The sequence below is a fragment of the Streptomyces sp. NPDC024555 genome, assembly GCF_055559335.1.
Genome location: NZ_JBVHKV010000020.1, coordinates 128,206 through 154,993 on the forward strand (window position 1 = coordinate 128,206; position 26,788 = coordinate 154,993).

Consider the following 26,788-nt stretch of genomic DNA (forward strand, 5'->3'; position numbering starts at 1 on the left):
GGACGCTCCCGGATGATCTCGGCGTACGCCTCGTTCAGCAGCGCCCCCGCGCCCACCCCCAGCTCGTCGTCGAGGATCCTGCGCCCCTGATGGAACGTCTCCACCGCCTCGCCCCGCCGGCCGCAGCGGTGCAGGGCCCGCATCAGCTGGGACCGCAGCAGCTCCCGCAACGGGTGCTGGTCGACCAGCAGGCGCAGTTCGGAGACCAGTTCGGCGTGGCGCCCCAGCTCCAGGTCCGCGGTGATGCGCCCGTCGACGACGGACAGCCGGGTCTCGTGCAGCCGGGGCGCCTCGCAGTTCGTCATGAAATCGGTGACCGAGCACAGGGCGCTGCCCTTCCACAGGGCGAGGGCCTCGTGGAAGGAGGCCGAGGCGGCCTCGAAGCGGCGGGCCTGGAGCTGACGGTGACCGGCGGCGCTCAGGGAGGCGAACCGGCGGTAGTCCAGGTCCACGGTCTGCGCGTCGATGCGGTAACCGGGCCAGCGCCGCTCGATGGCCACCCCGGGCCCCAGCACCTTCCTCAGCCGCGAGATGTTCGTATAGATCTGGGCGTCCGCCGTCGCGGGCGGATCCCCGCCCCACAGCAGGCTGCTGATCCTGCCGTCGGACACCACCTCGCCCTCGGCGAGCAGCAGGGCCGCGAGCACCGTGTGGATCTTCGTCCCGGTCAGCGGGATCCGGCCGGTGCTGCCGTGGACCTCAAGCGGTCCGAGTATCTGGAATCGCAAACGCATGAGTTCTCCTACGAGAGCTTCGCGCGGACGCCCGCTGACGGACGCCGGCCGTGCGGTTCAGGAGGAGGGGGGTTCCCCCGCGGCGGCGAACTCGTCGAGGAGCTCGCGGTAGAGACGGCGGAAGACGATGGCGTACTTGTCGGCCCGCGTGTGCACCTGCGAGTGGACGTCCAGGGGCGACTCCGCGGGCACCTGGTTCTCCACGATCGGGAAGTCCTCCTCGAAGATCTGGCGTTCGTACTCCCACATCTCCTCCAGGGACACGGCGTGCGGACCGGTGGACACCTTCCGGTCGATGCCGACGATCCAGAAGTGGCGGATCCGGGTGCCCTCCGCGTTGACCGGGGTGGCGAACTGGGCGATGAAGCGGCCGGCCCCGTCGGGGAACGAGGTGCGCACATAGGCGGCCATCGGCAGGGTGAGCCGGTACGTCAGGGTCTGACGGTTGGCCAGGGCCTCGTGACCGCCCAGCGCCGTACCGCCCAGCTCGGTCTCCAGCGCCCACTCCATGTCCCAGCCGTCGCGCTTGATCTCGTACGGGCTCACCTCCCGGCGCACATGGGGGCCCATCGTGCCGGTGTGGACGAACGGGAAGTGCGCCATGTCGCGGAGGTTCTCGGTGATCTGCCGCATCCCGCAGGCCAGTTCGGTGGGGTTGCCGTAGGCGTAGCTCCATCCCTCCTCCCCGTATCCGAGGAGTTCCGGGAAGGGCAGATAGGGGTCTTCCTCCAGACAGCTCCACACATGCCCGTACGCCTCCTTCACCGGATACGTCCGCAGGGAGATCCCCGAGGGCCGGGTCCCGGCGGGCAGCGACGGGATCTCCACACAGCGGCCCGTCCCGGGCTCGAACAGCCAGCCGTGGTACGGACATTCCAGACAGTCGTCGCGTACGGTGCCGAGCCGCAGGGCCATGCCCCGGTGCGGGCAGTGCCCGTCCGCGACGGTGATCCGGCCGCCGGCCCGGTGGACGACCAGCTCGGTGCCCAGGATGTTCGCCGCCGTCACCGTGGACTCGCCGATGTCCTCGATCCGGGCGAGGGGGAACCAGGTGCGGCGCAGCAGCCGGTGTTCGGTCTCTTCCATCAGGACTCCTCACGGATGTCGTTCAGGGGGGTGCCGGGATCCGCGCAGATCCGGCGCAGCAGATCGCCGTACAGGCCGGCGAGGCGGCGCACGGTGCGCTCCCGGAACAGGGCGGTGTTGTACTCGAAGGCGGCGAGCGCCCCGGTGGGCGTCTCCCACACGTTGAGGACGAGGTCGAAGCGGGCGACGGGCATCTCCACCCCGCCGGTGGTCACCTCGGCGCCCGCCAGCTCGCGGGTGCCCTCCCGGCCGGCCGCGGTGTACGAGTAGAGGACCTGCACCAGCGGCGGCACCCCGGGCGTCCGGGGCGGGCGGACCGCCTCGACCACCTTCCGGAAGGGCAACGCCTCGTGGGCCTGGGCGTCCAGGACGGTGGCGCGGACCCGGCGCAGCACCTCGGGGAAGTCGGCGGCGCCGTGCAGCCCGGTGCGCAGGGCGAGCGTGCCGACGAAGAAGCCGACCAGATCGCGGAGGTGCGGATGGTCGCGGCCCGAGGTGATCGTGCCGACCGTCACGTCGTCCTGGCCGCTCACCCGCGACAGCAGGAGGACGAGGACGGCCAGGTACGCCATGAAAGGTGTGGCCCCGTGGGCGCGGGCGAGGGCGGCCAGTCCGGCGGCGGGGCCGGAGGGCAGGTCGAAGGTGTGGACCGCCCCGCCGAAGGTCTGCGTCCGGGGCCGGGGCCGGTCGAGCGGCAGCCGCAGCGGGGCGAGACCGCCCAGCCGGGAACGCCAGTGGGCGGTCAGCCGGTCCAGCCGCTCGCCCCGGAGGCGGTCGCGCTGCCAGGCGGCGTAGTCGGCGAACTGCACGGGCAGATCGGGCAGCCGGCCGTCGGCCGGTCCGCGTTCGGCGAGGTAGAAGTGGCGGAAGTCCCGCCACAGCACCCGCTCGGACCATTCGTCGGACGCGATGTGGTGCAGATCGAGCAGGAGGGTCGCCCCGTCCGGGTCCAGCGCCAGCAGGGGGCGCAGCAGACCGGGGGCGGTGAGGTCGAAGGGGCGCTCGCCCGCCCGCCGGACCAGGCGGTCCGTGGCCTCCCGGTCCGGGGTGCGGCGGACCTTGAGCCGTCGCACGGCCGGCGGGTGCGGCTGCTGCACCGGTTCGCCGTCCCGTTCCGGGAACGAGGTCCGCAGCACCTCGTGACGGGCGGTCAGCCGGCTCAGCGCGGCCGAGACGGCGATCTGGTCCACGAACCCGGCGATCCGCCACAGCACCGGGGTGTTGTACGCGGTGCTCTCCGGGGCGAGGCGCTGCAGGAACCAGAGCTCCTCCTGCTGGTGGGAGAGCGGCAGCACGGTCGCCGGGGTGCGCGGCAGCCCGGTGAGACGGGGGACGGGGTCAGCGGGGGCGGAAGCGCGGCGGGCCAGACGGGCCTTCAGCAGCGCCATGCGCTCGGGGGACAGCACCTCAGAGCTCACGGAGCATCCTCTCCACCTCGTCGTCGGAGAGGCTCGCGATCTCGTCGACGAGGGAGTCGTAGTCCCCGTCGTCGCCGTGGGCGCGGGAATCGGCCAGGGCGGCGAGCCGCCGGGCCGTGGTCGCCTCGAACACGTCCTGGGCGGACAGCTCCAGACCGAACTCGTCGTAGATCCGGAACACCAGGTCGAGGGCGAGCAGGGAGTGGCCGCCCCGCTCGAAGAAGTCGTCGTCGAGGCCGACGCCCGGGTCGCCCAGGGTCTCCCGGAAGAAGACCGTGAGCCGTTCCTCCAGGACGTCGCGGTCCACCGCCACGGCCGCGGCCGGGGGCAGCCCGGTCCGGACGACGGCGCCCAGGGACCAGGCCGCGAGCATGGCGGTGAGCGCGCCGGGGACGGAGTGCTCGCGCCACGGGTCGACCACCGCCCCGGCCGGGACGGCGAGGCGTCCGGCCTGCTCGGCCACCGCCTTCGCCAGACCGTCCGCGCGCAGCGTGCGGACACCGCCGCCGTCCGGGACGACCAGCACCGGGTCCGCCCCCGAACCGGCGGGCGCGGCCGGCAGCGCGTACCGCTCCGGGGCGTCCTCGGAGGCGGCGGCCAGGGCCTCCCAGCGGGGGACCCCCGGCCACTCGCCCCGGTCACCGGCGTCGGTGAGGACGACGTCGAGCCGGACGCCCCCGGTGGACTCCCGGCCCCGCGGGCCGTCCGGGGCGAGCACCACCGCGGTCGTCCCCGCCCGCACCACCGCCAGCAGGCAGACGCTCAGGGCGAGACCCCCGCCCGCCGCGACACCGACCGCGCCGGCACCGGCGAGCCGGCCCGCCAGACGCTCGGCCATCGCGCGGAGTTCGGCGTAGGACGCGGTCCCGTCCCCGGCCTCCACCGCCGGCGAACCGGGACCGGTGTCCGCCGTGTCGGAGAACAGATCGAAGGCCGACCGTACGCGCCCGTTCACCGGGAACCCCCCTCGGCCGACGCCCCGCCGCGTTCCATCAGGTCCAGCGCGGCGGCGAGTTCCTCCTCGTCCGCAGCGTCGAAACCGCTCAGCTGGAGCTCGTCGAGCAGTTCGGCCTGCTCGGCGACCGTGCCCCGGACGAACAGATCGGTGGTGAGCACCTCGACGCCGAACTCGTCGGTCAGCCGGGCGGCGGCACGGGCCACGGACAGCGAATGCGCGCCCAGTTCGAACAGGTTCTGCCCGGCGTCCGTCACGGCCGGGATCCCCAGCAGCTCCGCCCAGACCGCGGCGACCGCGTGCTCGGTGGGGGAGTGGGGCGGGCGGGCACCCTCCCGGACGGGCCCCCGGCCGGGCACCTCGGCCGGCAGCGGGAACGACGCGGCGTCGAACGGACTGTCCAGCGAACCCACGGGCCGCCCCGGATCGTCGACCAGCCGCCGCAGCAGTTCCAGATACCCCTCCGCCAGCGCCCGCACCGGTTCCCGCCCGTACGCCCCGTGGATCCAGCGGATCGCCGGCGCACCGTCGGCCCCGGTCACCGCCTTCACGGACAGCGCGAACGCGGTCCCGATCGGCCCGATGGGCAGCGCCTCGCAGGGCAGCCCCGCGAACTCCACCGGACCCGGATCACTCTCCTCGTACGAGAACAGCAGGTCCGGCAGCGGGGGCAGGGCCGGCAGCCCCAGGAGCGCCGCCCGCTCGGCCAGCGTCCCGTGGGGCAGCCGGCTGTACGCCATCGCGGTGAGCACCTCACCCCGTTCGGCCTGGACGAGACGGGCGAACGACACCTCCGGGTCCACCGGGTTGCGCAGCGCCAGCGTGCTGATCAGCGGGCCGATCTCCCGGTCCGCGTCGGCCCCGTGACGCTGGCCGAACGGCGACGCCACCAGCAGGTCGCGCTCGCCGGTGAGCTGCCACAGGGCGACGCGCAGCGCGGCCAGCGTGAACGCGAAGACGGACACCCTCAGCCCGGCGGCCGTCCTGCGCAGCGCCTCGCCGAACGCCGGGTCCGCCGCCGTCTCCACGCTCCCGCCGCCCCCTTGGGAGTCCACGGCCGTCGCGGTCCCCAGCGGCAGCGGCCGCGCCCGGCCCACCCCCTGGAGCCGGCCCGACCAGTGACGCGCCAGCGCGTCCGTCCCCGCCTCGCCCAGCTCCGACAGAAGACGGTCCGCCAGTACGTCGTACCCGAGTGCCGGCGGCAGCGCGTACGCCGCGCCGCCCGTCTCGGCCCGGTAGCGGGCGGAGAGTTCGGTCAGTAGCAGCCGGGGCGAGTCCTGGTCGCTGCTGATGTGATGCAGCGCCACCACCAGCAACTGCAGCCCCTCACGCACCCGCACCAGGGTCAGGCGTACGGGCGGCCGGTGCTCCAGCGCGAACTCCCCGGAACCCTCCTCCTGGGCCACGCGCAGCGCGGTGTCCTCGTCGACCGGGCCACCGTGCTCGGCCGGCAGATCCCGTACGACGAGCGGGTCCTCGGCCCCGGCGTACACGTGCTGACGCACCTCGTCGTCCTCGAAACGGAACACGGTCCGCAACGCGGAGTGCGCCGCCACCACGCCGGCCGCGGCCCGGCGCAGCGCGGCCGTCCGCAGCTCCCCCTCGATCCTCAGAATGATCCGGTCGTTGAGCAGCCCCGAGGGGGCCAGGGTGTGCGCCAGCCACAGCTGGACCTGGGCCGGCGTCGCGGGTACCACCCGCACCGGGCCCAGCAGCCCCGCGGGCTCCTCGCCCGGGGGCGCGGCGGGGGACGGGGTGCCCGCACCCTCCCACTGGACGGCGGCGGCCAGCTCTGCCAGCCGATCGCCGGCCGGGGCCTGCGGGGTGGCGCCGATGACATGCTGATCAGACACGGGGGGCTGCCTCCTTCTGGTTCGGTGACGCGGACTGCCGTGCGGTGCTGTTCTGCCGGGCGGCTCCGGCGAGCCGGGCGAGGGCCTCGCGGTCCACGTCCCCGGCGGCGGTCAGGGGCATCCGGGGCAGCGCCACCAGCCGGACCGAGGCCCGGGAGGACTGCCGCGCGGGAAGGGCACCGCGCAACTCGCCCTCCGTCACCCGCGCCCCCCGCTCGCGGACGAGAAAGACGGTGAGCGGCCCGCCCGTGCCGTCCACCGGAGGCACCGCCACGGCCTGCGCCACTCCGGGACCGGCCCGCAGCGCCGCCTCGACGCGCCGGACCTCCTCCGGAACACGCGGATCCGTCCAGTGCAGCGGGTCCGGGACGTCCGCCGGCCCGGTCCGGCCACGCAGACCGGTCCGCAGCACCCGTCCACCCGGCACCTCCGCCAAGACATCGGGCACCAGAAGCGCCGCCGTCCTCGCTGCGGTGCCTGCTGCTGCGCGGGGGCGTGCGGGCAGCGCCTGCTCATCCGGGGGCCCCACCGTGTCGGCTGTTGCGCAGGGGCGTGCGGGCGGTGCCTGCTCACCCGGTGTCCCCGCCGTGTCGGGTGCCGCGCAGGGCCCTGCGGGTGCCACCTGCTCACCCGCCACGCCCGCTGCTGTGCGGGGCCGTGAGGGCAGCGCTTGCTCGCCTGTCCTCGCTGCGGTGTCGGCTGTTGCGCAGGGGCGTGCGGGCAGCACCAGCTCACCCGTCCTCCCCGCCGTGCCCGCCGCCGCGCAGGCCCCCGCGGGCACCACCAGCTCACCCGGCGTCCCCGCCGGAGCCGCCCGCCCCTCGGGACCCACCGGCAGCCAGCCGCTCCGCCGTCCCAGCGGATCACCGCGTACCCCGGCGACGGGCCCCAGCGACCGCGCCTCGGTGCCCCGCTCACGCAGCCGCTCCACGGCACGCGCGGACGGCGGCCGCCCGGCGGCCAGCAGCAGGGCGGGCAGCGGGACGTCATCCGGTACGGCGGCCCACGCCTCCAGCCGGTCGGTCGCGCAGTGCACCAGATCGACGCCCGCCGCCCCGCCGTCAGCGCGACCGCACACCGCGATCCAGCCCGCCGCCCTGCCGAGCACCTGCGCCACGAACAACGGCGAGGACACCGGCGCGCCCACCCCGGCCCGGGGAACCCGCCCCAGCCGCTCCGCCCACTCCCCGCGCAGCTCGTTCAGCAGCGCCCGGTACCGCCGCAGTTCGCCGTACGAGACCCGCTGTCCGGGATCCCCGCAGGCGTCCCAGGCACAGGCGGCGTCGGGCACACGGCCGACCGGGGCGGCCGGTTCGCCCCGCCACGCGGCCAACTCGGGCGACACCACCACCCCGTCCGCGCTCTCCACCTCGTCCACGCCCTCTGCGAGGACCCTCACCACCCCCGGGCCCGGCGCCGTCACCGTCGCGCCCAGGCGCCACACCGCGAACACGGCGGCGACCGCGGCCGGGCCGGCCGGCAGCTCCACCGCCACCGCGTCGCCGCGCCCCACGCCCCGGCGGGCCAGCCGGCCCGCCAGCACTCCGACGGCCCGCTCCAGTTCCCCGCGCGTCACCGACAGGCCCTCGCCGAGGACGGCGGGCTCGTTCGCGCCGACCGGATCGCTCACCGGCCCCCGATGGTCCGCCGCCGCCCCGCCGGAGGGCGCGGGCCGGTCGTCGTACAGCAGCCGGCCCACCGGCAGGTCCGGTTCACGGGCCGCCTCCGCGAGCCGCAGCCACACCGCCCGCCACCGCTCGGCGGACGCCTGTGAGTACACCTCCGCGCTGCGGTCCAGCAGGACGTACAGCCGGTCGCCCTCATCGAGGACCGTCACCCCCAGCTCGAACGACGAACCGTCGGTGTTGACCGGGTCGTGGGTCACCACCAGACCGGGCAGCCGGAGCAGCCCGTCCTCGCCCTTCGTCCCCCGGATATAGGCGAACAGCGGCCGGAACAGGGGCTGTCCGTGACGGCCGGTCGCCCGTGCCACGGCCGCCGTGACGTCGTCGAGCGCGTCCCGGCGGTGGGCCATCGCCTCGCCGAACACCCGGTGGGCCTGGCCGACGAGCTCGCGCAGCGACCGCTCCGGCCGGATCCGCCCGCGCAGGGCGAGCGAGTTGAGGAAGAACCCCACCACGTCCTGATCGCGCGAGCCCTCCCGCAGCGAGACCGGTGAGCCGACGGTGACATCACGGTCGCCCGAGACCCTGGCCAGGAACAGCCAGCACAGGGCCAGCGCCACCACGTACACCGTCGTCCCGCAGGAGGCGGCGAGACGGCGCAGCGCGGCGTCGTCCCCGTCGGGCAGCGGCACCTCCAGGCGCAGCCGCGGCTGCTGCCCCGGCGCCGGCACACGGTCGGCCGGAGCGGTCGTGGGCCGCGAACCGGCCAGCGTCCGCACCCAGTGGTCCAGCCCGCCGTCCCGTTCGCTCCAGGCCCGCACCACGTCCTGGTACTGCGGGCCCCGCACCGGTACGGGCCCCCGCCCACCCGACTCGCGGGCGTACAGGGCCGACAGGTCCCGGTGGAACACCACGGCCGACTGGTCGTCGATCACGCTGTGGTGGAACGACAGCATCAGCAGAAACCGGCCCGTCCCGAACCGGCAGAGCGAGAACCGGTACAGCGGGCCCGTGCGCAGGTCGAACGCCCGGGAGTGCCCGCGCACCAGCTCCTCCCGCGCCGTGGCACGGTCCGGGGCCGTCGTGGTCTCCAGGACCTCGTCGGGGACCGGCAGGACGCTCTGCCACACCCGCCCCTCCCGCTGGAGGAAGTGGACCCGCACCCCGTCGTGCAGGGCGAGGACACCCCGCAGCGCCCGGTGCAGCGCCGCCTCGTCGAGCGCGCCGGACAGTTCGTGCAGATGAAGGATGTGGTAGCTGTTGCCGCCCCGGTCGACGTTCCACAGGAACCACTGCGACGCCTGCATCGGGGAGGCGGGCAGCAGCCGCCCCTCGGACAGGGAGGGCTCCGGGGCCGCGGGGGCGGCCCGTTCACGCAGACGTCTCAGCAGCTCCCGGCGCTCACCGGGACCGAGACGCAACAGACGCTGCTCGGTCGATTCGGGCACAGTGATCCTCACCTTGCGACGGCTTCCACGGACAGGGAGGTGGTGCGTCGGTGCTCAAGGCCGGGTACGGCCGGTCAGTCCTCCGGCGAGGTCAGTCCTCCGGCGACGTCAGTCCCACGGACAGGTAGAAGTCGAGTTCGCACACGTCGACCCTCAGGCCGCGCAGCTCACCGCTCCCCACCGACCGCCGGAGCGCGGCGCATATCTCCCGTTCCGCGCCGAGCGGGTCCTCCGCCAGGAAGTAGAGGATGGCGTCCAGCCGGCCCGCACCGCGCACCACGTGCACATGCTCGACACCGAGGCCGGTGAGCACCTTCGACAGACCGGCGGCCAGGCCGTCCGGCGACGGGACCGCGGCCTCCCGCGACCCGTCCGGGACCAGCCCGATCTTCAGCGTCCTCATACGGCCGCCGCCGTCAGGGAGGCCAGCAGCCCCTTGCGGTCGACCTTGCCGTTGCCGGTCAGCGGCAGCCGGTCCACCAGCCGGATCCGGGCGGGCAGCATGTAGTCGGGCAGGGCGGCCGCGAGACGGGCCCGTACGACACGCTCCGCGGTGTCCTCGTCGGGAAGGTCCCCGGTGACGAACAGGACCAGCGACGAACGACCCGTACTGTCCACGCGGGCCACCGCCGAGGCCGCGCCCACCCCCGGCACCTCCTCGGCCACCGCCTCCACCTCCCCGAGCTCCACCCGGAACCCGCGGATCTTCACCTGGTCGTCGAGCCGGCCCAGGAAGTGCACGGTGCCGTCCTCCTCCTGACGCACCAGATCCCCGCTGCGGTACATCCGCCCGTGCCCCTCCACGACGACGAACCGCTCCGCGGTCAGCTCGGGCTGGTGCAGATAGCCCAGCGCCACCTGCTTCCCGCCGATCAGGAGTTCACCCGCCTCGCCCGGCGGCAGCGGCGTGCGGTCGGGGCCCGCCACCAGCACGGACATCCCCGGCACGGCCGGGCCGATCGGCGGCAGCAGCGGCCACGCGGCCGGATCCCCGGACAGGGTGTGGGCGGTCGCCATATGGGTCTCGGTGGGGCCGTACTGGTTGTGCAGCCGCGCCCGCAGATGCGTACCGAACGCGGCCCGCATCGCCGCCGTGATCCGCAACTGCTCCCCGGCGACGGCGACGTCCTTCAGCGCGGACAGATCGGGCTTCCGGCGGCAGATGGCCCGGCAGAGCATGTCCAGCGCGACCACCGGCAGGATCATGCGCTCCACCCGGTGGCGCACCAGATGGTCGAGCAGGGCGAACGGACCGAGCCGCGTGGAGGCCGGCAGCATCACCAGCGTCCCCCCGGACAGCCAGGTCGGGAAGATCTCCTGGGACGCCACGTCGAACCCGGCCGGCGCGAACTGAAGGGTGCGCGCGGGCCCGTCCAGCCCGCTCGGCCCGCCCTGCCCGGGAAGCAGGTTCGCCAGCCCCCGGTGCGGCATGGCCACCCCCTTCGGCCGGCCGGTCGAGCCAGAGGTGAACAGGACGTACGCGATGGAGTCGGTCCCCGGGTCGACGGGCCGGGCCCGTCCGTCGAACCGTTCCAGATCGTCGTCCGGACGCAGCGGCAGGACGCGGACCCCCTCGGGGACCCACTCCGGCGGCTCGCCGCCGTCGGACAGGACCAGCCGCAGACGGGCCGCACGGGCCGTCCGGCCGAGCCGTTCCGCCGGATACGAACGGTCCAGCGGTACGTAACCGCCGCCCGCCCGCAACACGCCCAGCAGGGCGATCGGCAGATCGGCGGTCCGGTCCACGTCGACGCCCACCGGATCGCCGGTGACCACGCCGTTCCCGGCGAGGAGCCCGGCGATGCGGCGGGACCTCTCGTCCACCTGGGCATAGGTGAGGTTCCGGTCCCCGTCGACGAGGGCGACGCGGTCCGGTGTGCGAAGGACCTGCTGGGCGAAGAGGGCCTCGACGCGCTGGAATTCAGGGCGTCGCATGGTGGCCGAGGTGGTGTTCACCGCATTTTCCCCGTTCTCTGTGGCGCGTTCGCGGGACGTGGAATGCGCCCGGCGGACAGCTTCGGACCGGACGAGGGAGCAGGTGCGCCGCGGCTACTGCCAGCCCATGTCGTCGTCGGAACGGCGGCCGCCGCCGGCGAGGGCCGGGGCGGTGCGGCCCGGCGCGCAGCGGGCGCCGGTGTGCTTCGGGGACGTGGACGACGCCATCGGAAACACGCTGGTCAGACTCCTCATCAGGAACAGCTCCCGTGTCGGGGGGCCCGGCCTCGCGGCCGGGTGGGCGGCATACCCGGGCACCCCAGAGCCTGTGACCTGGGGAGAGCCCCGGGGCGCCGAGTCAGATGCTCGCCGGAACGGGGAACCGCGTGAAAGGGCTGAGCGGTGACACGAAGTACGCATGGCACCTCTGTGCCGGTTCGAGCGGAACCCGAGTCGCACTCCAGCGATTCTCAAACCCCGCACTCCGTCAAATCTCACTCTGTTCCGTACGGATACGGGGTACGGGGTACGGGGCCGGGGGGATACGGGCGGGGGACACGGGTCGCGTCGCACGGCATCACGGGGCGCGGAGGCCTCCTTGCACACCCGGCGGCCACCGCGATGTAGTGTCCCCGGCGCCGCCCGGCACCCACGTCAACACCGGTGCCACGGAACGCCGTTCACGTCCGCCGATCACATCCGCCGAGCGCGGTGGCCAGAAGGCGAGGGCACGGATGCCGCAGGGCGATCGGCTTCGGGGACCCGCGATGGAGCGGCTGCTCCCGCCGGGCACCGCGGTGGTCGAGGCCTTCGGGGACGTTCCGGAGGCGACCCTGTTCCCGCAGGAGGCGGCCGCTCTCGCCGGGGCCGTCGAACAGCGCCGTCTGGAGTACGCCACCGTCCGCCACTGCGCCCGCGAGGCCCTGGCCCGGCTGGGCCATCCCCCCGTCGCCATCCCCAACGGCCGCCACCGCGAGCCGCTGTGGCCCCCCGGCATCCTCGGCAGCATGACCCACTGCGACGGCTACCGGGTCGCCGCACTGACCAGGGAGGGCACGGTCGCCTCACTGGGCATCGACGCCGAACCGCACGAGCCCGTCCCGGACCGCATCCTCACCAGAGTGGCCCGCCCCGAGGAACGCCTGGCCCTCGCCGCCTGGGCCGCGGACCGTCCCGACATCTGCTGGGACCGGCTCCTCTTCAGCGCCAAGGAGTCCGTCTACAAGGCATGGTTCCCGCTGGCCCGCCGCTGGCTGGACCACGAGGACGCCACCGTCCGGCTCGCACCGGACGGCACGTTCACCGTGGCCCTGCAGCGCACCGGACCGCCGGTCGGTGGGACACCCCTCACGGCGATGAACGGCCGCTGGTGCGTACGGAACGGCCTGATCTTCACCGCGGTCGTGGTGTGAGGGCGCGTGCGCCGCGATGACAGGGCCGGCCGTCGGCCTCCGGTAGGTTGCGGCGCGAACCCGGTGTCCGGCGAAGGAGATGCGATGTGAATACGCTGGAAGCGGCCGAGGTCCCGCATCACCTGGCGGCGTCGTACGCCACGGCCTTCGGCGAGGAGGGGAGAGCCTGGATCGCCGGACTGCCGGCTCTCGCGACGGACATGCTGGAACGCTGGGGTCTGGAACGGGACGGCACCGCAGGAGCCGGAGAAGCCTCACTGGTACTGCCGGTGCTGCGCCCCGACCGTACGCCGGCGGTCCTGAGACTCCAGATGCCCCGGCAGGAGACCACCGCCGCACTGATCGGCCTGCGCACCTGGAACGGCAACGGAATGGTGCGCCTGCTCGACCACGACCCCCTGAGCAGCAGCATGCTCCTGGAGCGCCTGAACAGCGCCCGCACGCTGGCCTCGATCACCGATGACGACGTGGCGATGCGCACCCTCGCCGAACTTCACGCACGGCTGGTCGCGGTCCCCGCGCCGCCGGGACTGCGCGGTCTCGGCGACATCGCCTCCGAGATGCTGGACCAGATCCCCCAGGCGGTCACGAGGCTGGCCGACCCGGCCGACCGCCGGCTCCTGCGCGGTTGGGCATCGGCCGTGGCCGAACTGTCCGGTGAACCCGGGGACCGGATGCTGCACTGGGATCTGCACTACGACAACGTGCTCGCCGCGCGGCGCGAGCCGTGGATCGCCATCGATCCGGAGCCACTCGCCGGGGACCCGGGATTCGATCTGTGGCCCGCCCTGGACAGCAGATGGGACGACGTCGTGGCGAAGGGCGACACCCCGCGCATCGTGCGGCGCCGCTTCGACCTGCTCACCGATGCCCTCGGCCTGGACCGCGCACGCGCGACCGGCTGGACCCTGGGACGGCTGCTGCAGAACTCGCTCTGGGACATCGACGACGGTGCGACCCGACTCGCTCCGCCCTCCGTCGCGATCGCGGACGCGCTGCGCACCCGGTGACCTCCGGCCGACGGCGGGCCGGTGCAGTCTCAGGCCGCGCGGAGGCAAAAAGGATGCCCGGCGGGGCTGGCGTACACGCGGCTGCCGGTGCCGGTGCCGGGCTCCTGTGTGGGGCGCAGGCGGGTGGCGCCGGCGTCGGTGGCGGCGCGGTCGGCGGTCGCGAGGTCGTCGACGGCGAAGTCGAGGTGCATCTGCTGGGGGGCGCCGTCCGGCCAGCCCGGGGCGGTGTGGCCGGGGGCGGACTGGACGACGATCACGGGCAGGCCGGGTGCCTGGATGAAGTGGTGGGTGGGGGTGGTGGTGGTCGAACCGCCGAGCAGGCGGTGCCAGAAGGCGCCCTCCGTCTCGATGTCGGCGGCGTCGATGATCACGGAGGTCAGGGTGAGGGGCATGGTGGTGGTCCTGTTCCCGTTCTTGGTGCCGGTCGGTGTTCAGACGGTGGGGAGGATGCCGCCGTCGACGCGGAACTGCGCTCCGGTGAGCCACTTCGCGCGGCCGGAGGCGAGGAAGGCGATCATCTCGGCGACGTCCTCGGGGTCTCCGGGGCGGCCCATGGGGACGTTCAGGTGGTCCACGATCCGGCGGGTGATCTCGTCCGTGGTCACACCCTGCTGCTCGGCCATGTGCCGCAGGTGGGCGGTGGCGCCGTCGGTGACGACGAAGCCGGGAAGAACGCAGACCACGCGTACCCCGCGTTCGCCGACCTCGGTGGCCAGTTCACGGCTGTAGGTGTTCAGCGCGGCCTTGGCCGCGGCGTAGGAGGCTTCCGTGCGCTGGGGCAGCCGGCTGGCGATCGAGGAGACGTGCACGACGACGCCGGAGCCCCGCTCGACCATGCCCGGCACCAGGGCCCGGTCCAGGCGCACGGCACTGAGCAGGTTCATGCCCAGGTCCGCCTGCCAGGACTCGTCCGACCGGCTCAGGGTCGGTGCCGGGGGGCTCGCAGCCCCGGCGTTGTTCACGAGGACGTCCACGCCGCCCACCTGGTCGATGACGCGGCGCCCGAGGGCGGCGACCCCCTCGGGCGTGGAGAGGTCCGCCGGTACGAAGGTGGCGCCGCTGTTCTCGGCGGGCCGGCTGCGGGAGGCCGTCAACACGGTCGCGCCCGCGGCGACGAACCGGCGCACGGTCGCCGCCCCCAGGCCCCGGCTACCGCCGGTGACCAGGACCCGCAGGCCCTCCAGCCCCTCATCGATGGTCGGCATCGGAGAGTCCTTCCGTAAGATGAACCTGACTCCGGAAACGATACACATAAACGGAACCGGACTCACCTTACGGAGGCCTCTTGTCGTCACCACGCCCGCTGCGCGCCGACGCGCGCCGCAACCGTGAAGCCCTGCTGTCCGCGGCCCGCGAAGCATTCCTCGCCGGTGACACCGACGCTCATGTGGAAGAGATCGCCCGCAGTGCCGGAGTCGCCGTCGGAACCCTCTACCGGCACTTCGAGACCCGCGAGGCACTGATCGAGGAGGTCTACCGCAAGGAAGTCGACGACCTGTGCGCCGCCCCCGAGCAGCTGCTCGACCACCACGCCCCTCAGGAGGCCCTGCGCCGTTTCCTGCACCTGCTGGTCGACCACGCAGCTGTGGGCAAGGGGATGTCCGTCGCGCTGGAAAGCATCATGGCGAGCAACTCACCGGTCTTCGACGACGCCCGCACCCGCATGGGCGACGCCCTCACCCGACTCCTCGACGCCGGCGCCGCGGCCGGCACCGTCCGCGGCGACGTCAGCGGCCCCACCCTGCTGCGGGCCCTGGGCGGTATCTGCGCCATGCGCGTGGGCGACGGCTGGCTCGACGAAGCCCGCCAGATCACCGACCTCCTCCTCGACGGCCTGCGCCACGGCCTCCCGCCCGCGACCTGAGCCCGAAGAGTGCCGGCCACCGGAGCGGAGGCGGTGAACCCCGGCGGAACCTCCGGACGGTGCGCCGGCCGACCGTGATCGCTCTCGGCGCCGAAGGACCTTGGTCCGGAGAACCGTCATGCTCCCGCTCGATCAGAGATGGCCGTGCCGCACGGCCTGCTGGCCCAGCTGGAAACGGGTCTGGGCGTCCAGCCGCTCCATCAGATCGGAGATGATCCGCCGCTCGGTGCGCAGCGACACCGCGAGGTGCCGGGCGATCGCCTGGTCCGTCATCCCCCGGGACAGCATCTTCAGTACCTCCTGCTCGCGTGCGCTGAGCACGGGTACGGATTCCGGCGGGCTCTCCGTCGGTTTGGCGAGGTCCCAGATCTGCTCGAACAGCGCCGCCACCATGTGGACGACCCCCGGCTCCCGTACGAGGACCGCGCCCGCGGCCGTGTTCAGCGGGTCCAGCGGCAGCAGGGCCGCCTTCGCGTCGATGATCTGGAGCCGCAGCGGAAGCGTCGGCGCCGTGCGGACCTCGCCGCCCATCTCGTGCAGCCACAACGCGTGCTGGAGGCTCGCCTGATCGTTGCGCACACTGTCCAGATAGACCGTCCGCACCCGCACCCCCCGGGCCAGCAGCCCCGACGTGATCGGATGGCTCGCATCCCGGTTGGACCTGGTCTGCGGTCCGCCGGGCGCCAGGGAACACGTCTGCGAGGTGGCCTCCGCCGACAGCTCCTCCAGACACAGCCGCACCGAGTCCACCCCGATCAGCCGCTCCAGCGTGCTCAGCTCCCGGGTGCCCATGGCCGAGCTGAACTCCGCGACGAACCGGGTCACCGCCTCCCGGCTCTCCTCCACCACCTGCTGCATCCGGGCCAGCTCGGCCTGCTTGCCCGCGATCAGCGTCTCCAGCCCGACATGCGGACTGACCGGTGTGACCCCCGCCGGAGCATCGGTCGGCCGCAGCAGGGACAGATCCGCCAGACGGTCCAGGCCGGCCCGTACGACATCCTCACCGACCCCCAGCTCACCGGCCAGATCCACCACCCCCAGCCGCGGGTTCCGCAGCATCAGCCGGTAGACGGCCTCCGTGGTCTGGTCGAGTCCGAGCCGCCGCAACATGCGTTCTCCCACTGACTGCTTCTTCGCGGTCCCAGTCGTTCGGAGGATGAGTGCCGGGTGGTACGCCCGGGATTTCCGGCGAGCCGCCCCAGTGGCAGGGTGTGTTCCTCAACTGCCTTATATCCGAAGTTAGTTGTCGCGAAAGATCCGTAACAGAATTGCGTGCGGATCTGGGAGTTCCCTTAGTCCTCCGGTGGGCTTCGGCGAGCCGCCCAGCGGGTTCGCCGGTGAACCGTCGTCATCGGCGGTGGCCGCGCCACGCGACGCCCGCCCGCGGACGCGCCGCGGCACGATGCGGCCGTCGTCGTGGCAGCAAGCGGCCAAGGCCTCGCTGCCCCGCCCGCCCCGCTTATATGGTCGCCGGATGACACCCACGGAATGGACGGTCGAGGACCACCTCGCCGGTAAGCCGGACTCCTCCGTCGCCATGTTCTGGCGGTTCGTCGAACTCGTGGAACGGTGCGGCCCCTTCGTCTACTCCGTCTCCAAGAGCACCGTCACCTTCAAGGGCGTGCGCCGCGGCTTCGCCGGCTGCCACCCCGTCCCCACCGGTCTGCGTGCCTACCTCGACCTCCAGCGCGCCGTCGAGGACCCCCGCATCACCCGCGCCGTCCCCTACACCAAACGCCTCTACGTCCACCACGTCAGCCTCAGCACCCTCGACCAGCTCGACGAGACCGTCGCCGGCTGGATCGAGGAGGCCTACCTCGTCGGAGAAGGCGCGCACCTCCTCAAGCAGTAGGCCTCCTGATCCGTCCACCCGCGCGCGAAGGCACATGCGTACAGGCGGCCCGGACGCATCCACGCACCGGGTGATGCGCACCCGGATGTCGGCGGTCTTGATCCTGACCATCTCACCGCCGCGGAACGGCGGCGACGCACCTCACCGGGGTGGGTCGGTGATTCCCACGATGAGGAGGTCGGTGAGCCTGACGGTGTACCAGAGGGTGGTGGCCGTGCCGTCCTCCCAGCGCTCGGTGAGGGCCACCGTCTCTGTCTCCTCGTCCGTCGTGCGTGTCGCCACCGTCCAGGAGTCCGGAATGTTCTGGGCGCGGAACACGGGGTCGGCGTCGTGCTCGGCGGCCCAGTCCGTCAACTGGGCGTCGAGCGCCGGGTCCAGGTACAGACGGCGTACCTCCTCGGGTGTCTCCTCACCGCCCCCGAGCGACGCACGACGGTACGCACCGAAGAACGCGTCCACCTGGGCCGCTGCGGCGCTCTCGGCACGGATGGTCGCCCCGGCGCCTGCGAGTCGAGGAACCGGTGCGGCGGCCGAGGTACCGGCGAGCGGTCCCGCCCCCATCACGGCAACGGCGGAAACGGCCACGGCAAGGCCCCTGAAAAGCCTGAGCTGCTTGGTCATGATCCCGACCCAACCAGCCGCCGACCAGCACCGATATCACCCACGGGAGTGATACGGATCCCGTGCGGGGCGGCGCCCCGCACGGGGTCCCCGGCCTCTCAGGTCCGCCGCTTCAGAGTCGGCTCACTGCCCGTCCGCCGGGTGAAGACGGTCCAGTTCCTCGCCGATCGCCTCACGCAGCGGGTCGTGGTGCGGCCCGAGTGCGTACTGGCTGTCGGTCCACCAGTCCCGGGGGTAGAGCCACACGGGCCTTCGTACCGATTCGGACGGTTCCCATGCGAACCGGGGCCATACATGCGCGTGCAGAAATCCGTCGGTGTTGCCCAGGATCTCCAGGTTGACCCGCCGGAATGCCGGATCCGTGCGCCGGGACACCCGCTCGACGGCCTCTCCGAGCCGGTCCATGTCGGAGAGGAAGGCCAGCCGTTTGTGCCGGGGCAGGTCCGACAGCCGTTCCACTGCGGGATCGTCGACCAGGAGCACCGAGTAGCCCGGCAGGAATTGTACGTCTCCGATCACTGCGAAGCCTGCGTTCAGGCGCCGCAGAACCGTGGGGTTGGTGCCTCGCAGGGCATGTCCGATCCGGTCTGTTTGCCAGTCGTCGACCATGGGCGGAATCTATCGGGCCGCAGTCGCCTACCCGTCGACGCCAGCGGTGGTCGAGCAGTACCGAATCGGAAGTCGAGCAGGTTCTGGGCGCCCGCTGTTCTTGAGCGGGCTGGAAGCAGGCACCCGCAGTCCTTCGCGGATGCCGCCAGGTTCCGCCGGATTGGTCACGGACCGGCGTTCTGCCATGTGGGGGCTCAGCCGGGTGGGTTGCTGTCGGCGAGCAGGGCGAGGGCTGTGCGGCGGGGGAGGAGGCGGGTGGTGAGGCCGAGGAGTCGGTTGGCTGTGCCGGGGACGGTGGTGGGGCCGTTGTTTTTGCGCAGGGCGTGGAGGGCGGTGGTGACGACTTGTGCGGGGGTTTGGACGAGGGCGGCGGGTGCGTCCTCGTGCTGCTGGGATTCGGTGGCTGTCATTCCGGGGCAGAGGGCCAGGATGCGGATGTCGGTCCCGCGGTGTTCGGTCCAGAGTGCTTCGGTGAGGGCGGTGGTGTAGGCCTTGGTGGCGCTGTAGACGGCGAGGCCCGCCTTCGGGGTCCGGCCGAGGGTCGAGGAGACGTTGAGGAGTGCGTCGCCGGGGCGGGCACGGGACAGGAAGGTGTGCGCGAGGGCGGTGAGGGCCCGGCAGTTCAGGTCGAGCATGTCCAGGGCGCGGTCCAGCGGGGTGTTTGCGAACGGTCCGGTGGTGGCGGTTCCGGCGTTGTTGATCAGCAGGTGGACGGGGTTGCGGGTGATCAGCTCGCAGGTGCGGTGCAGGCCGTCGTCGGTGGCGAGGTCGGCGGAGAGCCAGTCGTGGCCGGGGCCGAGTTGTGCGGTGAGGGCTTGGAGGCGGCCGGGGTCGCGGGCGACGGCGGTCACGCGGTAGCCGTCCGCCGCCAGGCGTTGTGCGAAGGCGCGCCCGATGCCGGCGCCGGCTCCGGTGACCAGTGCGGTGGGGCGGTCGTCGGTGCGCGGTGTCATGGCCGGCCCGTCTCGGGGCGGGTCGCGGGCTGCATGCGGAAGGAGAACGCTTCCATCAGGCGGCGGTGCGCGGTCTTCTGTACGGCTGCGATGCGCCAGGAGCCGTCGGCGCGGCGTACGAGTGTGTACGTGGCGGTCTTGTCGGGCCGTCCGGCTTTCGCGCCGTGCTTGCGTACGGCTCCGTGGGTGAGGGCGACGGCGGTGTCCGGGCCGTGGAAGGTCAGGGTGCGGACGTCGATGTCGAGGCGGGTGTTCTTGAGGAAGCTGTCGAACAGGGCCTGGTGGGCACGGCCGATCTCGGTGCCGCCGCGGTAGACGGTGCCCACGTACGTGACGTCGGTGGCGTCCTCGGTGAAGCAGTCCCCGTACGCGGTTCCGTCGCCGGCGGCCCAGGCGGCGGCGCTGCGGTGCAGCAGGGCGTGGACGGCGGCGGTGTCCTCGGTGGTCATGGCGGTGTCCTTTCTGGAATGGCCGGAGTGGCGGGAAGGATGGGGCGGGGTGGTCACTTCTCGGCGTCGGGGGCGGTGGCCGGGTCCCAGAGGAAGGAGAGGCGTTCCATGACGTTCTTGCGCTGGGTGTTGTGGAACGCGGCGATGCGCCAGTGGCCGTCGCCTTCGCGCACGAGCGTGTAGGTCTGGGTCTTGGTCAGGTCCGCGGCACCGGGCCGGTCCCCCTTGTAGGTGTCGCCGCGGCTGGTGACCACGGCGGTGTCGGGGCCGTAGAAGCGGATGCCGAGGAAGGAGTCGGCGAGGCCGGTTCCCTTGACGAACCCGCCGAACAGGGCGCGGTGGGCGTCGGTGATGTCCCGGCGGCCCTGGTAGTGGGTTCCGACGTAGGTGGTGTACGTGGCGTCCGCGGTGAACTGTTCGCCGTATCCGTTCGCGTCCGCGCGGTCCCAGGCGTCGGTGAGGGCCCGCAGGGTGGCGCAGACGGCGCTCCGGTCGCCGGCGTTCGCGGTGCCGGACGCGGTGGTGATGAGGGAGGGGGTGACGGCGGTGCATTCCGCCTGGCCGAGGACCTTGGGGTCGGAGGTGGCGTCGAGCCAGAAGTAGGTGCCGGCGGCGGCCAGGACGGTGGCGAGGCCACCGGCGAGGAGAACCCGCTTCACGGTGCTGCGGCGGGACGAGGGCCCGGTGGCCGGTGCAGCCGATGCGGCGGGCTCGGCGGCCACGGTGGGCTCGGTGGTGGTGTTCGTGTGCATGGTTCCCCTCCATGGTAACTTCACAGACATAGAAGATGCCGTAGAGCATCTTCTTCCTGGAAGATGTCTCTTCGTTAAGGAAGAGATTATGGAGTGGAGGAGCCCATGTCAACGCCAGCCATGCCGTCCGGAGCCGGAGAGACCTACCGCCGCTACCTGAGCGCCGTCATGCTCCACGGCCACGCCGGCGCCAAAGCATGCGACCTCGGCGCCACCGACCTCTACGCCCTCAACATCCTCGAACTCACCGGCCCGATGACCCCCGGCGAACTCGGCACCCGCACCGGCCTGACCACCGGCCCCACCACCCGCCTGATCGACCGGCTCGAAGCAGCCGGCTACGTCCGCCGCGCCCCGTCCCCCGACGACCGGCGCAAGGTGATCGTCGAACCCGTCGGCAAACCCGCAGGCCTGGACGAGGCGATGGCCCCCGCCCGCCAACGCATCGGCGAACTCCTCGCCACCTACACCCCCGAGCAACTCGCCGTGCTCTTCGACTACTTCACCCGCGCCACCGACGCCTACCAGGCCGCCGCCGAGCAACTCCGTACCACCGGCTCCGTCTGACGCCCATGTGCAGGACCACTGCCCCGCACCCGTCCCCGGGCGCACGACTCGAACACCGAAGGGGGTCGCCCTCCGCGCTGCACCGCCGGCCATCCCGGGGCGGCTGCGGGTAGGCCCGGGGTACGACGCCCGCTCCGGGCATGGGACGTGGGAGGTAGCGAACCGGGGTCCGTGGGCGGACGCCGCGTACCCCGTCGCGCGCCTAGCGTACGGATCATGAGACTTCCTCACCGCGCCACGGCCGCTGCCGTACTCCTCGTCCTCGCTCTGGGGGCTCCGGCCGCCGCCGCTCCATCCCTCCGGCCCGGCAGTGCAGAGCCTGCGCTCACCGCCACCGCCCCGCGGCTGCGGCTCCCCGCGCCGAGCGGCCCGTACGCGGTCGGCGAGAGCACCCTGCACCTGCGCGACACCGACCGCGCCGATCCGTACGTGCCCGGGGCCGGCGCACGCGAGCTGCTGGCCTCCGTGTTCTACCCGGCACGTGCCGGGACCGGCACACCCGCCCCGTACATGAGCGCCCAGGAAGCGGAACTGCTCCTGGAGTCCCGGGGCCTGGGCGGCCTCGTCGAGCCCGCAGCGGTCGCGGCCACCCGGACCCACGCCCGCGGCGGCGCGGTGCCCGCGGCCGGACGGTTCCCGCTGGTCGTACTGTCACCGGGGTTCGGACAGGCCCGCCACACCCTGACGTCCCTCGCGACGGACCTGGCCTCCCGGGGCTACGTGGTCGCGTCGGTGGACCACGCCCACGAGTCGGTCACCACGGTGTTCCCTGGCGGACGCGTGCTGCCCTGCGCGGCCTGCGACTACGTGGAGCGCACCGGCGACGCGGGCATGGCAGAGGTCGCCCGGGGCCGGGCCGAGGACATCTCGTTCCTGCTGGACCGACTGACCGGCAGTCACCCGGCCTGGCGCCACGCCCCGATGATCGACCGGCGGCACATCGGCATGGCCGGACACTCCATCGGCGGCAACGCCGCCGCATCCACCATGGCCGTCGACCGGCGCGTGCGCGCGGGTGCGAACATGGACGGCGCCTTCTACGCCCCGGTGCCCACCACCGGACTCCACGGCCGCCCCTTCATGATGCTCGGCACCGAAGTCCAGCACACCCCCCACAGCACCACGGACACCACCTGGGCCCGTACCTGGCCGCACCTCGACGGCTGGAAACGATGGCTCACCGTCACCGGAGCGGGCCACTTCACCTTCACCGACATGCCCCTCCTCGGCGAAGAACTGGGCCTCCCCGACCCCTCCGCACCCCTCTCCGCCGACCGCTCGAGCCGCATCACCCGCGACTACCTCGCCGCCTTCTTCGACCTCCACCTCAAAAACCTGCCCCAGCCCCTCCTCGCCACCCCCACAGCCGCCAACCCGGAGGTGACCTTCCAGCACTGACCCAGCCCTCACGCCCGCTCCCTCGGGCTGACGGGGCAACCACGGACAGGAACGTCAGTACGCGCCCGCCAGGCAGTACACAGCCTCAGCGCGGTGAGCCACGGCGCTGTTCGCCGGTGTGCTCCAGGGCGGTCTCGTAGGCGTGCAGTGCGTCGACGACCGTGGCGCGGTCGGCGGGGGTGAGACCGCGCATGACGCTTTCCCACGCGGAGGCGCTCCCGGAAAGCCATTGGCCGATGGGTTCGGCGTAGGCGGGGGCGATGGCGACGATACGGCGGCGGCGGTCACCGGGATCAGCCGTGCGCTGCAGAACGCCCAGCCGGGTCAGCTCGCTGACCATGAGGCTGACGGTGGTCGGCGCCACCTCCAGCCGCGCGGCCAGGTCGTTGACGGTGATGGGGCCGTCGTATTCCAGATGGGCCAGCAGCGAGAGATGACGCGGCGCCAGGTCCAGGCCCTGGAGCGCGAGCGGGACGGGCAGGCGCTTGGCCCGGCCGACGAGCCGCGGCATGAGCAGCAACAGGGTGCGAACGGCCTCACCGACGGACGGGCCACCCGATTCCGTGGACATCAGAACCTCTCCCATATACCTTTGAGAACAAAGGCTTTGGTTTCAAAGAGAACGGGATCAACTATGCCCCACCTGACCGCGCACATCCCCGAGAGCAGGCTCGCCGGCAACGAAGCCCCCTTGATCACCGCCCTGACGGACGCCATCACCGACGTCTACGGCGACTGGGCCCGAGCACTCGTCACCATCCGCCTCTCCGGAGTCCCCACAGGCCGCTTCGCACACGCCGGAAAACCCGTCACCACCACCGCCTCAGTAACCCTGAACGTCCGCGCCGGCCTCTTCGACCGCCCCGACGCCACCCACATCACCACACGCCTTGGCACCGCACTCACCGACGCGGTAACCAGCGTGCTCGGCCACGACCTCCGCCCCAGCACCGTAGTAGAACTCCTCGCCTCCCCCCAGGAACGCACCTTCATCGGCGGCGTCCTCCCCGACTAACCCTCCCACCGCCCACCCCCATCAACCGCCGCGCCAGAACTGTGGCCCGCTCTGCGGGCCCTGTGTGAACGGCTTTTGCAGCACGGGTCCGAAGAGCTTGTAACAGGATCTTGTGGGGGTGCCCTGGTCGGGCGTGACCGATGTGATGACCTGGCCGCTGCCGCCATGGCCGGAGCGGTCACCGGGACCCAGGCCGGTGTCCGACTGGCTGTGTCTGCTGGGCAGTATGTTCTGTGCCTGTTGTTCTTTTCCTGGCTTCTGGGACGTTCGCACCCATCACGCCACCCCTTCCGCTTCCGTGGTTGCCCATTCGAGTCCGTGGTTGGCGAGTGTGGTGAGTTTGTCCGGGGTGAGCTTGTTCCGGCGGCTTTTGCTGTTGGACAGGAATACCCCGAGCTTGACCTCCGCCCCGTCGGGCAGTACCTCTACGTGGGCCCTGGGTACGGTCACCGATCCGGTGCGGTTCTTGTACTGTCCCAGGGCCGCAATGCCCTTTTCGAAGCCGCTCGGGGCCCGTTTCGGCGCTTCTGTGAAGGTCTCCAGCTCCATTTCCACGGGTACGACTCCCACGGCTTCCAGGCGCTCGCGCTGCTCGTCGGACAGGGCCGTCCAGACCTCGGGCCGGCGCTGCCGGGCCAGCCATTTCCCGATGTCCATCCCGTGGACGGTGACCCCGGGTTCGATATAGCCGAGGATGGTCTCCTCGGCGAGCATCTCGCGCACGACGGCGTAGTGCCGCTGCCAGACCGGCGCCCAGGACGGGTTCCAGTCCGCATCCACCGCCCGGAGGGCCGCCTCCCATTCCGGGTGCCCGTCCAGTACGCCCGGCCGGCGCAGGTTCGACAGCCACTGCCCGACCGGCTTTCCGAGCGCGGCCGCGGACCGCGGCGCACACAGCGTCCAGTGTTCCCGGTAGTACACCCGAGCCGCGGCGAGGTTCTCCTGGAACCGCTCATCCGCAGCCGACCAGACCATCCCCAGCCTCTCCAACCGCACCGCACGACGCCCACTCATCTGCCCGGCCCCGTACGCCCGCCGCTGCTCCGCGACCCACTGCCCCAGCGGGAACGCACCCTCCCGGTACTCGTAGGGCACCCGAGCGTCCCCGACCCGCTCCCTGTACTCCTTCAGCTTCGCCCAGCCCCGCGCCCAGTCCTGCCGCTCGGTGTCGATCACGTTGAACGACACCCACTCCGCGACCATCACCGGATCCCGCGGAACAGCAAACCGCAGCAACAACCGGGATTCCTCTTCGCCTTCCTCCGGAACGGAACCGATGAAAAGAGACGGCTGAGCAACGTTCTTCTGCGGCTCCTGAGGAATCGCAAGCAATTCCACCGCCTCCTCATCATGAGCCCGCAGCCCTTCCAATACCTTCACCAAAGGCCGATACGAACCCGACGTGAACATATCCTCAGGCTGTTCTCCGGGCTGAAGGAACACCGGCACGATCAACGAGGCAAGCTTCCCCTCCCCGGGCTTCTGCCGCAGCGCCCGCCCGACAGCCTGGACGATGTCGTGCGGCGCCCCCTTCGGATCGAGCAGGGCCACCGAGTCCACCGCCCGGATATCGACACCCTCACCAAGAACACGACAATTCGAAAGCACTGCCCGCCGGCTCGCAGACCCGAAGCCGCCCAGCACCTCCCGCCGGTGCCCGGGAGCATGCTCGCCACACAGCCAGCCGGCCCAGATCCGAGCAGGATAGGTATCGGGCCGGTCCGCATGAAGCCTCTCCCCGACACGCTGCAGACCCTCCGCGAAGGCCTGCGCCTCCATCGTCCGGCGATGGAACGTAATGCACGACGACAACCCGTGCTGCGCCATGGCGTGCAGGAGCGCAGCCTGCAGCCCCCCGAGCCTCTGCCCACGGACCTCCTCCGAGTGCCGCTCCTCACCCATGAGCCGCTCCGGGGTCACGACCGGGTCCTGAAGCTCCAGAACGATGATCTGATACCGCGCCAGCAGCTTCCGCGACACCGCCGACGCCAGACTGAGTCTGTAGAGCACAGGACCGAACACCGTCTCGTCATCCATGCTCGCCGCCATCTCCCGCGGCAACGGATCACGAACCCCTTCGGCCACCTCGCGGCTCGGCCGCTCCTCCCAGATCCGCGGCGTCGCCGTCAGGTACAACCGCCGGGACGACGGAATGACCCCCTGGTCGTGAACATCCGCCCAGGCCTTGCCCATCGACCCGGACGTCCGGTGCGCCTCGTCGACCACCATCAAGTCCAGGGGATCGAGCTGCTGTCCGTAGGCGCCCTCGAAGGCCTCGGCCAGGACCCCCAGCGAGGCGTACGTACCGAACATGGTCACCTGCCCCGTCCCGTGCCACAGCGCCAGCTGCACGGGGTTCGTGGTCGACCGCACCTTCAGGCTCCACAGCTCCGGATCGTCCCGGAGCGAGCACACCGCAACCGCCGGCCCGGAGTGTCCTACTTCTCGCCATGCCTGCACTGTCTGGGTCAGGAGGTCCAGTGTCGGTACCAGGACGAGGACCCGTCCCTTGGGAACGATCCGTCTGGCCGATGCCGCCGCGATGACGGTCTTTCCCGTCCCGCACGCGGCGTGCACCTGTCCACGCAGACCACTGACCGGAATCCCTCCCGGCGGGACATCGAGACCACGCACGACAGCGGCGACAGCCTCGATCTGATGTTCACGCAGTTTCACGGACATCCCGTGATCTCCCTTTAGCAAAATGCTGTACGCAACCGATGAGGAGAATCCGAAGCGGTATGTGCCGGGTCATGAGTATGGCATCGATACCCAGATTCTACACAGCCAAATATCCGCGATGCACCCTTGGAGACCGGCACGCAACCGACCCTTCATCCCGACATCACACACACCCCGGTTGACGAGGCATCAGCCGACGTGACACCGGGAGAGTCCAGCGGCAGGGGAGGGGTTCGGGTGGAGCGCAGCGGAACCCCTCACTACCTGTGGGCCGGCCCACAACAGACACGGACAACCCATCACACCCCTCATAGACAGTGGCAGAAAACCCCAGACACCACACAGACCCGCACCTGACGCACCCTCCCAACAGCCCGCCGAGGTGTCCGCGCTTGCGCGGACACCCACAATTCGCGCTTGCGCGAATTGTCACACCCCTAGAATTCCGCTTGCGGAATTCCATTCCCCCGCTTGCGGGGGAATGTTGAATTGCGCTTGCGCAATTCTGTCTCTATGCAGCGGCTTGCCGCTGCATATCCCGCTCCGCGGG

24 protein-coding genes and 1 pseudogene are annotated in these 26,788 nt (G+C 72.0%); 7 read left to right on the forward strand and 18 right to left on the reverse strand.

Going from position 1 to position 26,788, the window contains the following annotated elements; genetic code table 11:
- Nucleotides 1–26 precede the first annotated feature (26 nt).
- The 8 genes and pseudogenes from ACZ4FH_RS29890 to ACZ4FH_RS29925 form a co-directional block, all read right to left on the reverse strand.
- Nucleotides 27–734: pseudogene (locus tag ACZ4FH_RS29890) on the reverse strand (AfsR/SARP family transcriptional regulator); the annotation flags it as partial.
- Nucleotides 735–791: 57 nt separating this feature from the next.
- Complete coding sequence (locus tag ACZ4FH_RS29895; RefSeq protein ID WP_467308792.1) at nt 792–1,820, reverse strand: Rieske 2Fe-2S domain-containing protein; 1,029 nt, start codon at nt 1,818–1,820, stop codon at nt 792–794.
- On the reverse strand, nt 1,820–3,238 hold the full coding sequence (locus tag ACZ4FH_RS29900) for a condensation domain-containing protein (protein ID WP_467308794.1): 1,419 nt from the start codon (nt 3,236–3,238) through the stop codon (nt 1,820–1,822). Before ACZ4FH_RS29900 ends, ACZ4FH_RS29895 begins: the two co-directional genes overlap by 1 nt.
- Nucleotides 3,228–4,193 (reverse strand): phosphopantetheine-binding protein, encoded by a 966-nt coding sequence (locus ACZ4FH_RS29905; RefSeq protein WP_467308795.1) that lies wholly within the window; start codon nt 4,191–4,193, stop codon nt 3,228–3,230. Before ACZ4FH_RS29905 ends, ACZ4FH_RS29900 begins: the two co-directional genes overlap by 11 nt.
- Nucleotides 4,190–6,046 (reverse strand): condensation domain-containing protein, encoded by a 1,857-nt coding sequence (locus ACZ4FH_RS29910; RefSeq protein WP_467308796.1) that lies wholly within the window; start codon nt 6,044–6,046, stop codon nt 4,190–4,192. Before ACZ4FH_RS29910 ends, ACZ4FH_RS29905 begins: the two co-directional genes overlap by 4 nt.
- A complete protein-coding gene (locus ACZ4FH_RS29915; protein ID WP_467308797.1) occupies nt 6,039–9,119 on the reverse strand; it encodes a condensation domain-containing protein in 3,081 nt (1,026 codons plus the stop codon). Before ACZ4FH_RS29915 ends, ACZ4FH_RS29910 begins: the two co-directional genes overlap by 8 nt.
- Before the next feature lie 91 nt (nt 9,120–9,210).
- The gene (locus tag ACZ4FH_RS29920; protein WP_467308798.1) at nt 9,211–9,522 is read right to left on the reverse strand and encodes a hypothetical protein; all 312 of its coding nucleotides are present in this window, start codon (nt 9,520–9,522) and stop codon (nt 9,211–9,213) included.
- Nucleotides 9,519–11,054, reverse strand: a complete 1,536-nt coding sequence (locus ACZ4FH_RS29925; protein WP_467308799.1) for an amino acid adenylation domain-containing protein — start codon at nt 11,052–11,054, stop codon at nt 9,519–9,521. The genes ACZ4FH_RS29920 and ACZ4FH_RS29925 overlap by 4 nt, the downstream gene beginning before the upstream one ends.
- Before the next feature lie 767 nt (nt 11,055–11,821).
- Between ACZ4FH_RS29925 and ACZ4FH_RS29930 the strand changes: the two genes are divergently transcribed.
- Together ACZ4FH_RS29930 and ACZ4FH_RS29935 are read left to right on the forward strand one after the other, a co-directional pair.
- Nucleotides 11,822–12,466 (forward strand): 4'-phosphopantetheinyl transferase family protein, encoded by a 645-nt coding sequence (locus ACZ4FH_RS29930; RefSeq protein ID WP_467308801.1) that lies wholly within the window; start codon nt 11,822–11,824, stop codon nt 12,464–12,466.
- 86 nt (nt 12,467–12,552) lie between these two features.
- A complete protein-coding gene (locus ACZ4FH_RS29935; protein WP_467308802.1) occupies nt 12,553–13,476 on the forward strand; it encodes an aminoglycoside phosphotransferase family protein in 924 nt (307 codons plus the stop codon).
- A gap of 29 nt (nt 13,477–13,505) precedes the next feature.
- Here the strand turns inward: ACZ4FH_RS29935 and ACZ4FH_RS29940 are convergent, their stop codons facing one another.
- Together ACZ4FH_RS29940 and ACZ4FH_RS29945 are read right to left on the reverse strand one after the other, a co-directional pair.
- The gene (locus tag ACZ4FH_RS29940) at nt 13,506–13,868 is read right to left on the reverse strand and encodes a VOC family protein (RefSeq protein ID WP_467308803.1); all 363 of its coding nucleotides are present in this window, start codon (nt 13,866–13,868) and stop codon (nt 13,506–13,508) included.
- 39 nt (nt 13,869–13,907) lie between these two features.
- Nucleotides 13,908–14,681: an SDR family oxidoreductase gene (locus tag ACZ4FH_RS29945; protein WP_467308804.1), complete on the reverse strand. Its 774-nt coding sequence runs from the start codon at nt 14,679–14,681 to the stop codon at nt 13,908–13,910.
- A gap of 80 nt (nt 14,682–14,761) precedes the next feature.
- Here ACZ4FH_RS29945 and ACZ4FH_RS29950 point away from each other — a divergent pair, with 80 nt between their 5' ends.
- Nucleotides 14,762–15,340 carry a TetR/AcrR family transcriptional regulator gene (locus tag ACZ4FH_RS29950; RefSeq protein WP_467308806.1) on the forward strand — a complete coding sequence of 193 codons (579 nt, stop codon included), beginning with the start codon at nt 14,762–14,764 and terminating at the stop codon, nt 15,338–15,340.
- Nucleotides 15,341–15,472: 132 nt separating this feature from the next.
- Here the strand turns inward: ACZ4FH_RS29950 and ACZ4FH_RS29955 are convergent, their stop codons facing one another.
- Nucleotides 15,473–16,462: a LuxR C-terminal-related transcriptional regulator gene (locus tag ACZ4FH_RS29955; protein ID WP_383641110.1), complete on the reverse strand. Its 990-nt coding sequence runs from the start codon at nt 16,460–16,462 to the stop codon at nt 15,473–15,475.
- A gap of 352 nt (nt 16,463–16,814) precedes the next feature.
- On the opposite strand from ACZ4FH_RS29955, the gene ACZ4FH_RS29960 reads away from it, so the two are divergent.
- Complete coding sequence (locus tag ACZ4FH_RS29960) at nt 16,815–17,192, forward strand: DUF5655 domain-containing protein (protein ID WP_467308807.1); 378 nt, start codon at nt 16,815–16,817, stop codon at nt 17,190–17,192.
- 141 nt (nt 17,193–17,333) lie between these two features.
- Here ACZ4FH_RS29960 and ACZ4FH_RS29965 read toward each other — a convergent pair whose 3' ends face one another.
- From ACZ4FH_RS29965 to ACZ4FH_RS29985, 5 genes are all read right to left on the reverse strand, one after another.
- A complete protein-coding gene (locus ACZ4FH_RS29965) occupies nt 17,334–17,813 on the reverse strand; it encodes a hypothetical protein (protein WP_467308809.1) in 480 nt (159 codons plus the stop codon).
- A gap of 123 nt (nt 17,814–17,936) precedes the next feature.
- The gene (locus tag ACZ4FH_RS29970) at nt 17,937–18,422 is read right to left on the reverse strand and encodes a diadenosine tetraphosphate hydrolase (RefSeq protein WP_467308810.1); all 486 of its coding nucleotides are present in this window, start codon (nt 18,420–18,422) and stop codon (nt 17,937–17,939) included.
- Nucleotides 18,423–18,616: 194 nt separating this feature from the next.
- Nucleotides 18,617–19,375 carry an SDR family NAD(P)-dependent oxidoreductase gene (locus tag ACZ4FH_RS29975; protein WP_467308812.1) on the reverse strand — a complete coding sequence of 253 codons (759 nt, stop codon included), beginning with the start codon at nt 19,373–19,375 and terminating at the stop codon, nt 18,617–18,619.
- A complete protein-coding gene (locus ACZ4FH_RS29980; RefSeq protein ID WP_467308814.1) occupies nt 19,372–19,824 on the reverse strand; it encodes an SgcJ/EcaC family oxidoreductase in 453 nt (150 codons plus the stop codon). The genes ACZ4FH_RS29975 and ACZ4FH_RS29980 overlap by 4 nt, the downstream gene beginning before the upstream one ends.
- 53 nt (nt 19,825–19,877) lie before the next feature.
- Complete coding sequence (locus ACZ4FH_RS29985; protein ID WP_467308816.1) at nt 19,878–20,576, reverse strand: SgcJ/EcaC family oxidoreductase; 699 nt, start codon at nt 20,574–20,576, stop codon at nt 19,878–19,880.
- Between the two features lie 105 nt (nt 20,577–20,681).
- Here ACZ4FH_RS29985 and ACZ4FH_RS29990 point away from each other — a divergent pair, with 105 nt between their 5' ends.
- Both ACZ4FH_RS29990 and ACZ4FH_RS29995 read left to right on the forward strand, forming a co-directional pair.
- Entirely contained in the window at nt 20,682–21,143 is a 462-nt protein-coding gene (locus ACZ4FH_RS29990; RefSeq protein ID WP_467308817.1) for a MarR family winged helix-turn-helix transcriptional regulator, read from the forward strand.
- Nucleotides 21,144–21,359: 216 nt separating this feature from the next.
- Nucleotides 21,360–22,541 carry an alpha/beta hydrolase family protein gene (locus ACZ4FH_RS29995; RefSeq protein WP_467308819.1) on the forward strand — a complete coding sequence of 394 codons (1,182 nt, stop codon included), beginning with the start codon at nt 21,360–21,362 and terminating at the stop codon, nt 22,539–22,541.
- An 85-nt stretch (nt 22,542–22,626) separates the two neighbouring features.
- Here the strand turns inward: ACZ4FH_RS29995 and ACZ4FH_RS30000 are convergent, their stop codons facing one another.
- Nucleotides 22,627–23,112 (reverse strand): MarR family winged helix-turn-helix transcriptional regulator, encoded by a 486-nt coding sequence (locus ACZ4FH_RS30000; RefSeq protein ID WP_467308820.1) that lies wholly within the window; start codon nt 23,110–23,112, stop codon nt 22,627–22,629.
- 63 nt (nt 23,113–23,175) lie between these two features.
- Between ACZ4FH_RS30000 and ACZ4FH_RS30005 the strand changes: the two genes are divergently transcribed.
- Nucleotides 23,176–23,556, forward strand: coding sequence for a tautomerase family protein (locus ACZ4FH_RS30005; protein ID WP_467308823.1), 381 nt, complete (start codon nt 23,176–23,178; stop codon nt 23,554–23,556).
- A 276-nt stretch (nt 23,557–23,832) separates the two neighbouring features.
- Here ACZ4FH_RS30005 and ACZ4FH_RS30010 read toward each other — a convergent pair whose 3' ends face one another.
- Nucleotides 23,833–26,238 carry a helicase associated domain-containing protein gene (locus tag ACZ4FH_RS30010; protein ID WP_467308824.1) on the reverse strand — a complete coding sequence of 802 codons (2,406 nt, stop codon included), beginning with the start codon at nt 26,236–26,238 and terminating at the stop codon, nt 23,833–23,835.
- Between the last annotated feature and the right edge of the window lie 550 nt (nt 26,239–26,788).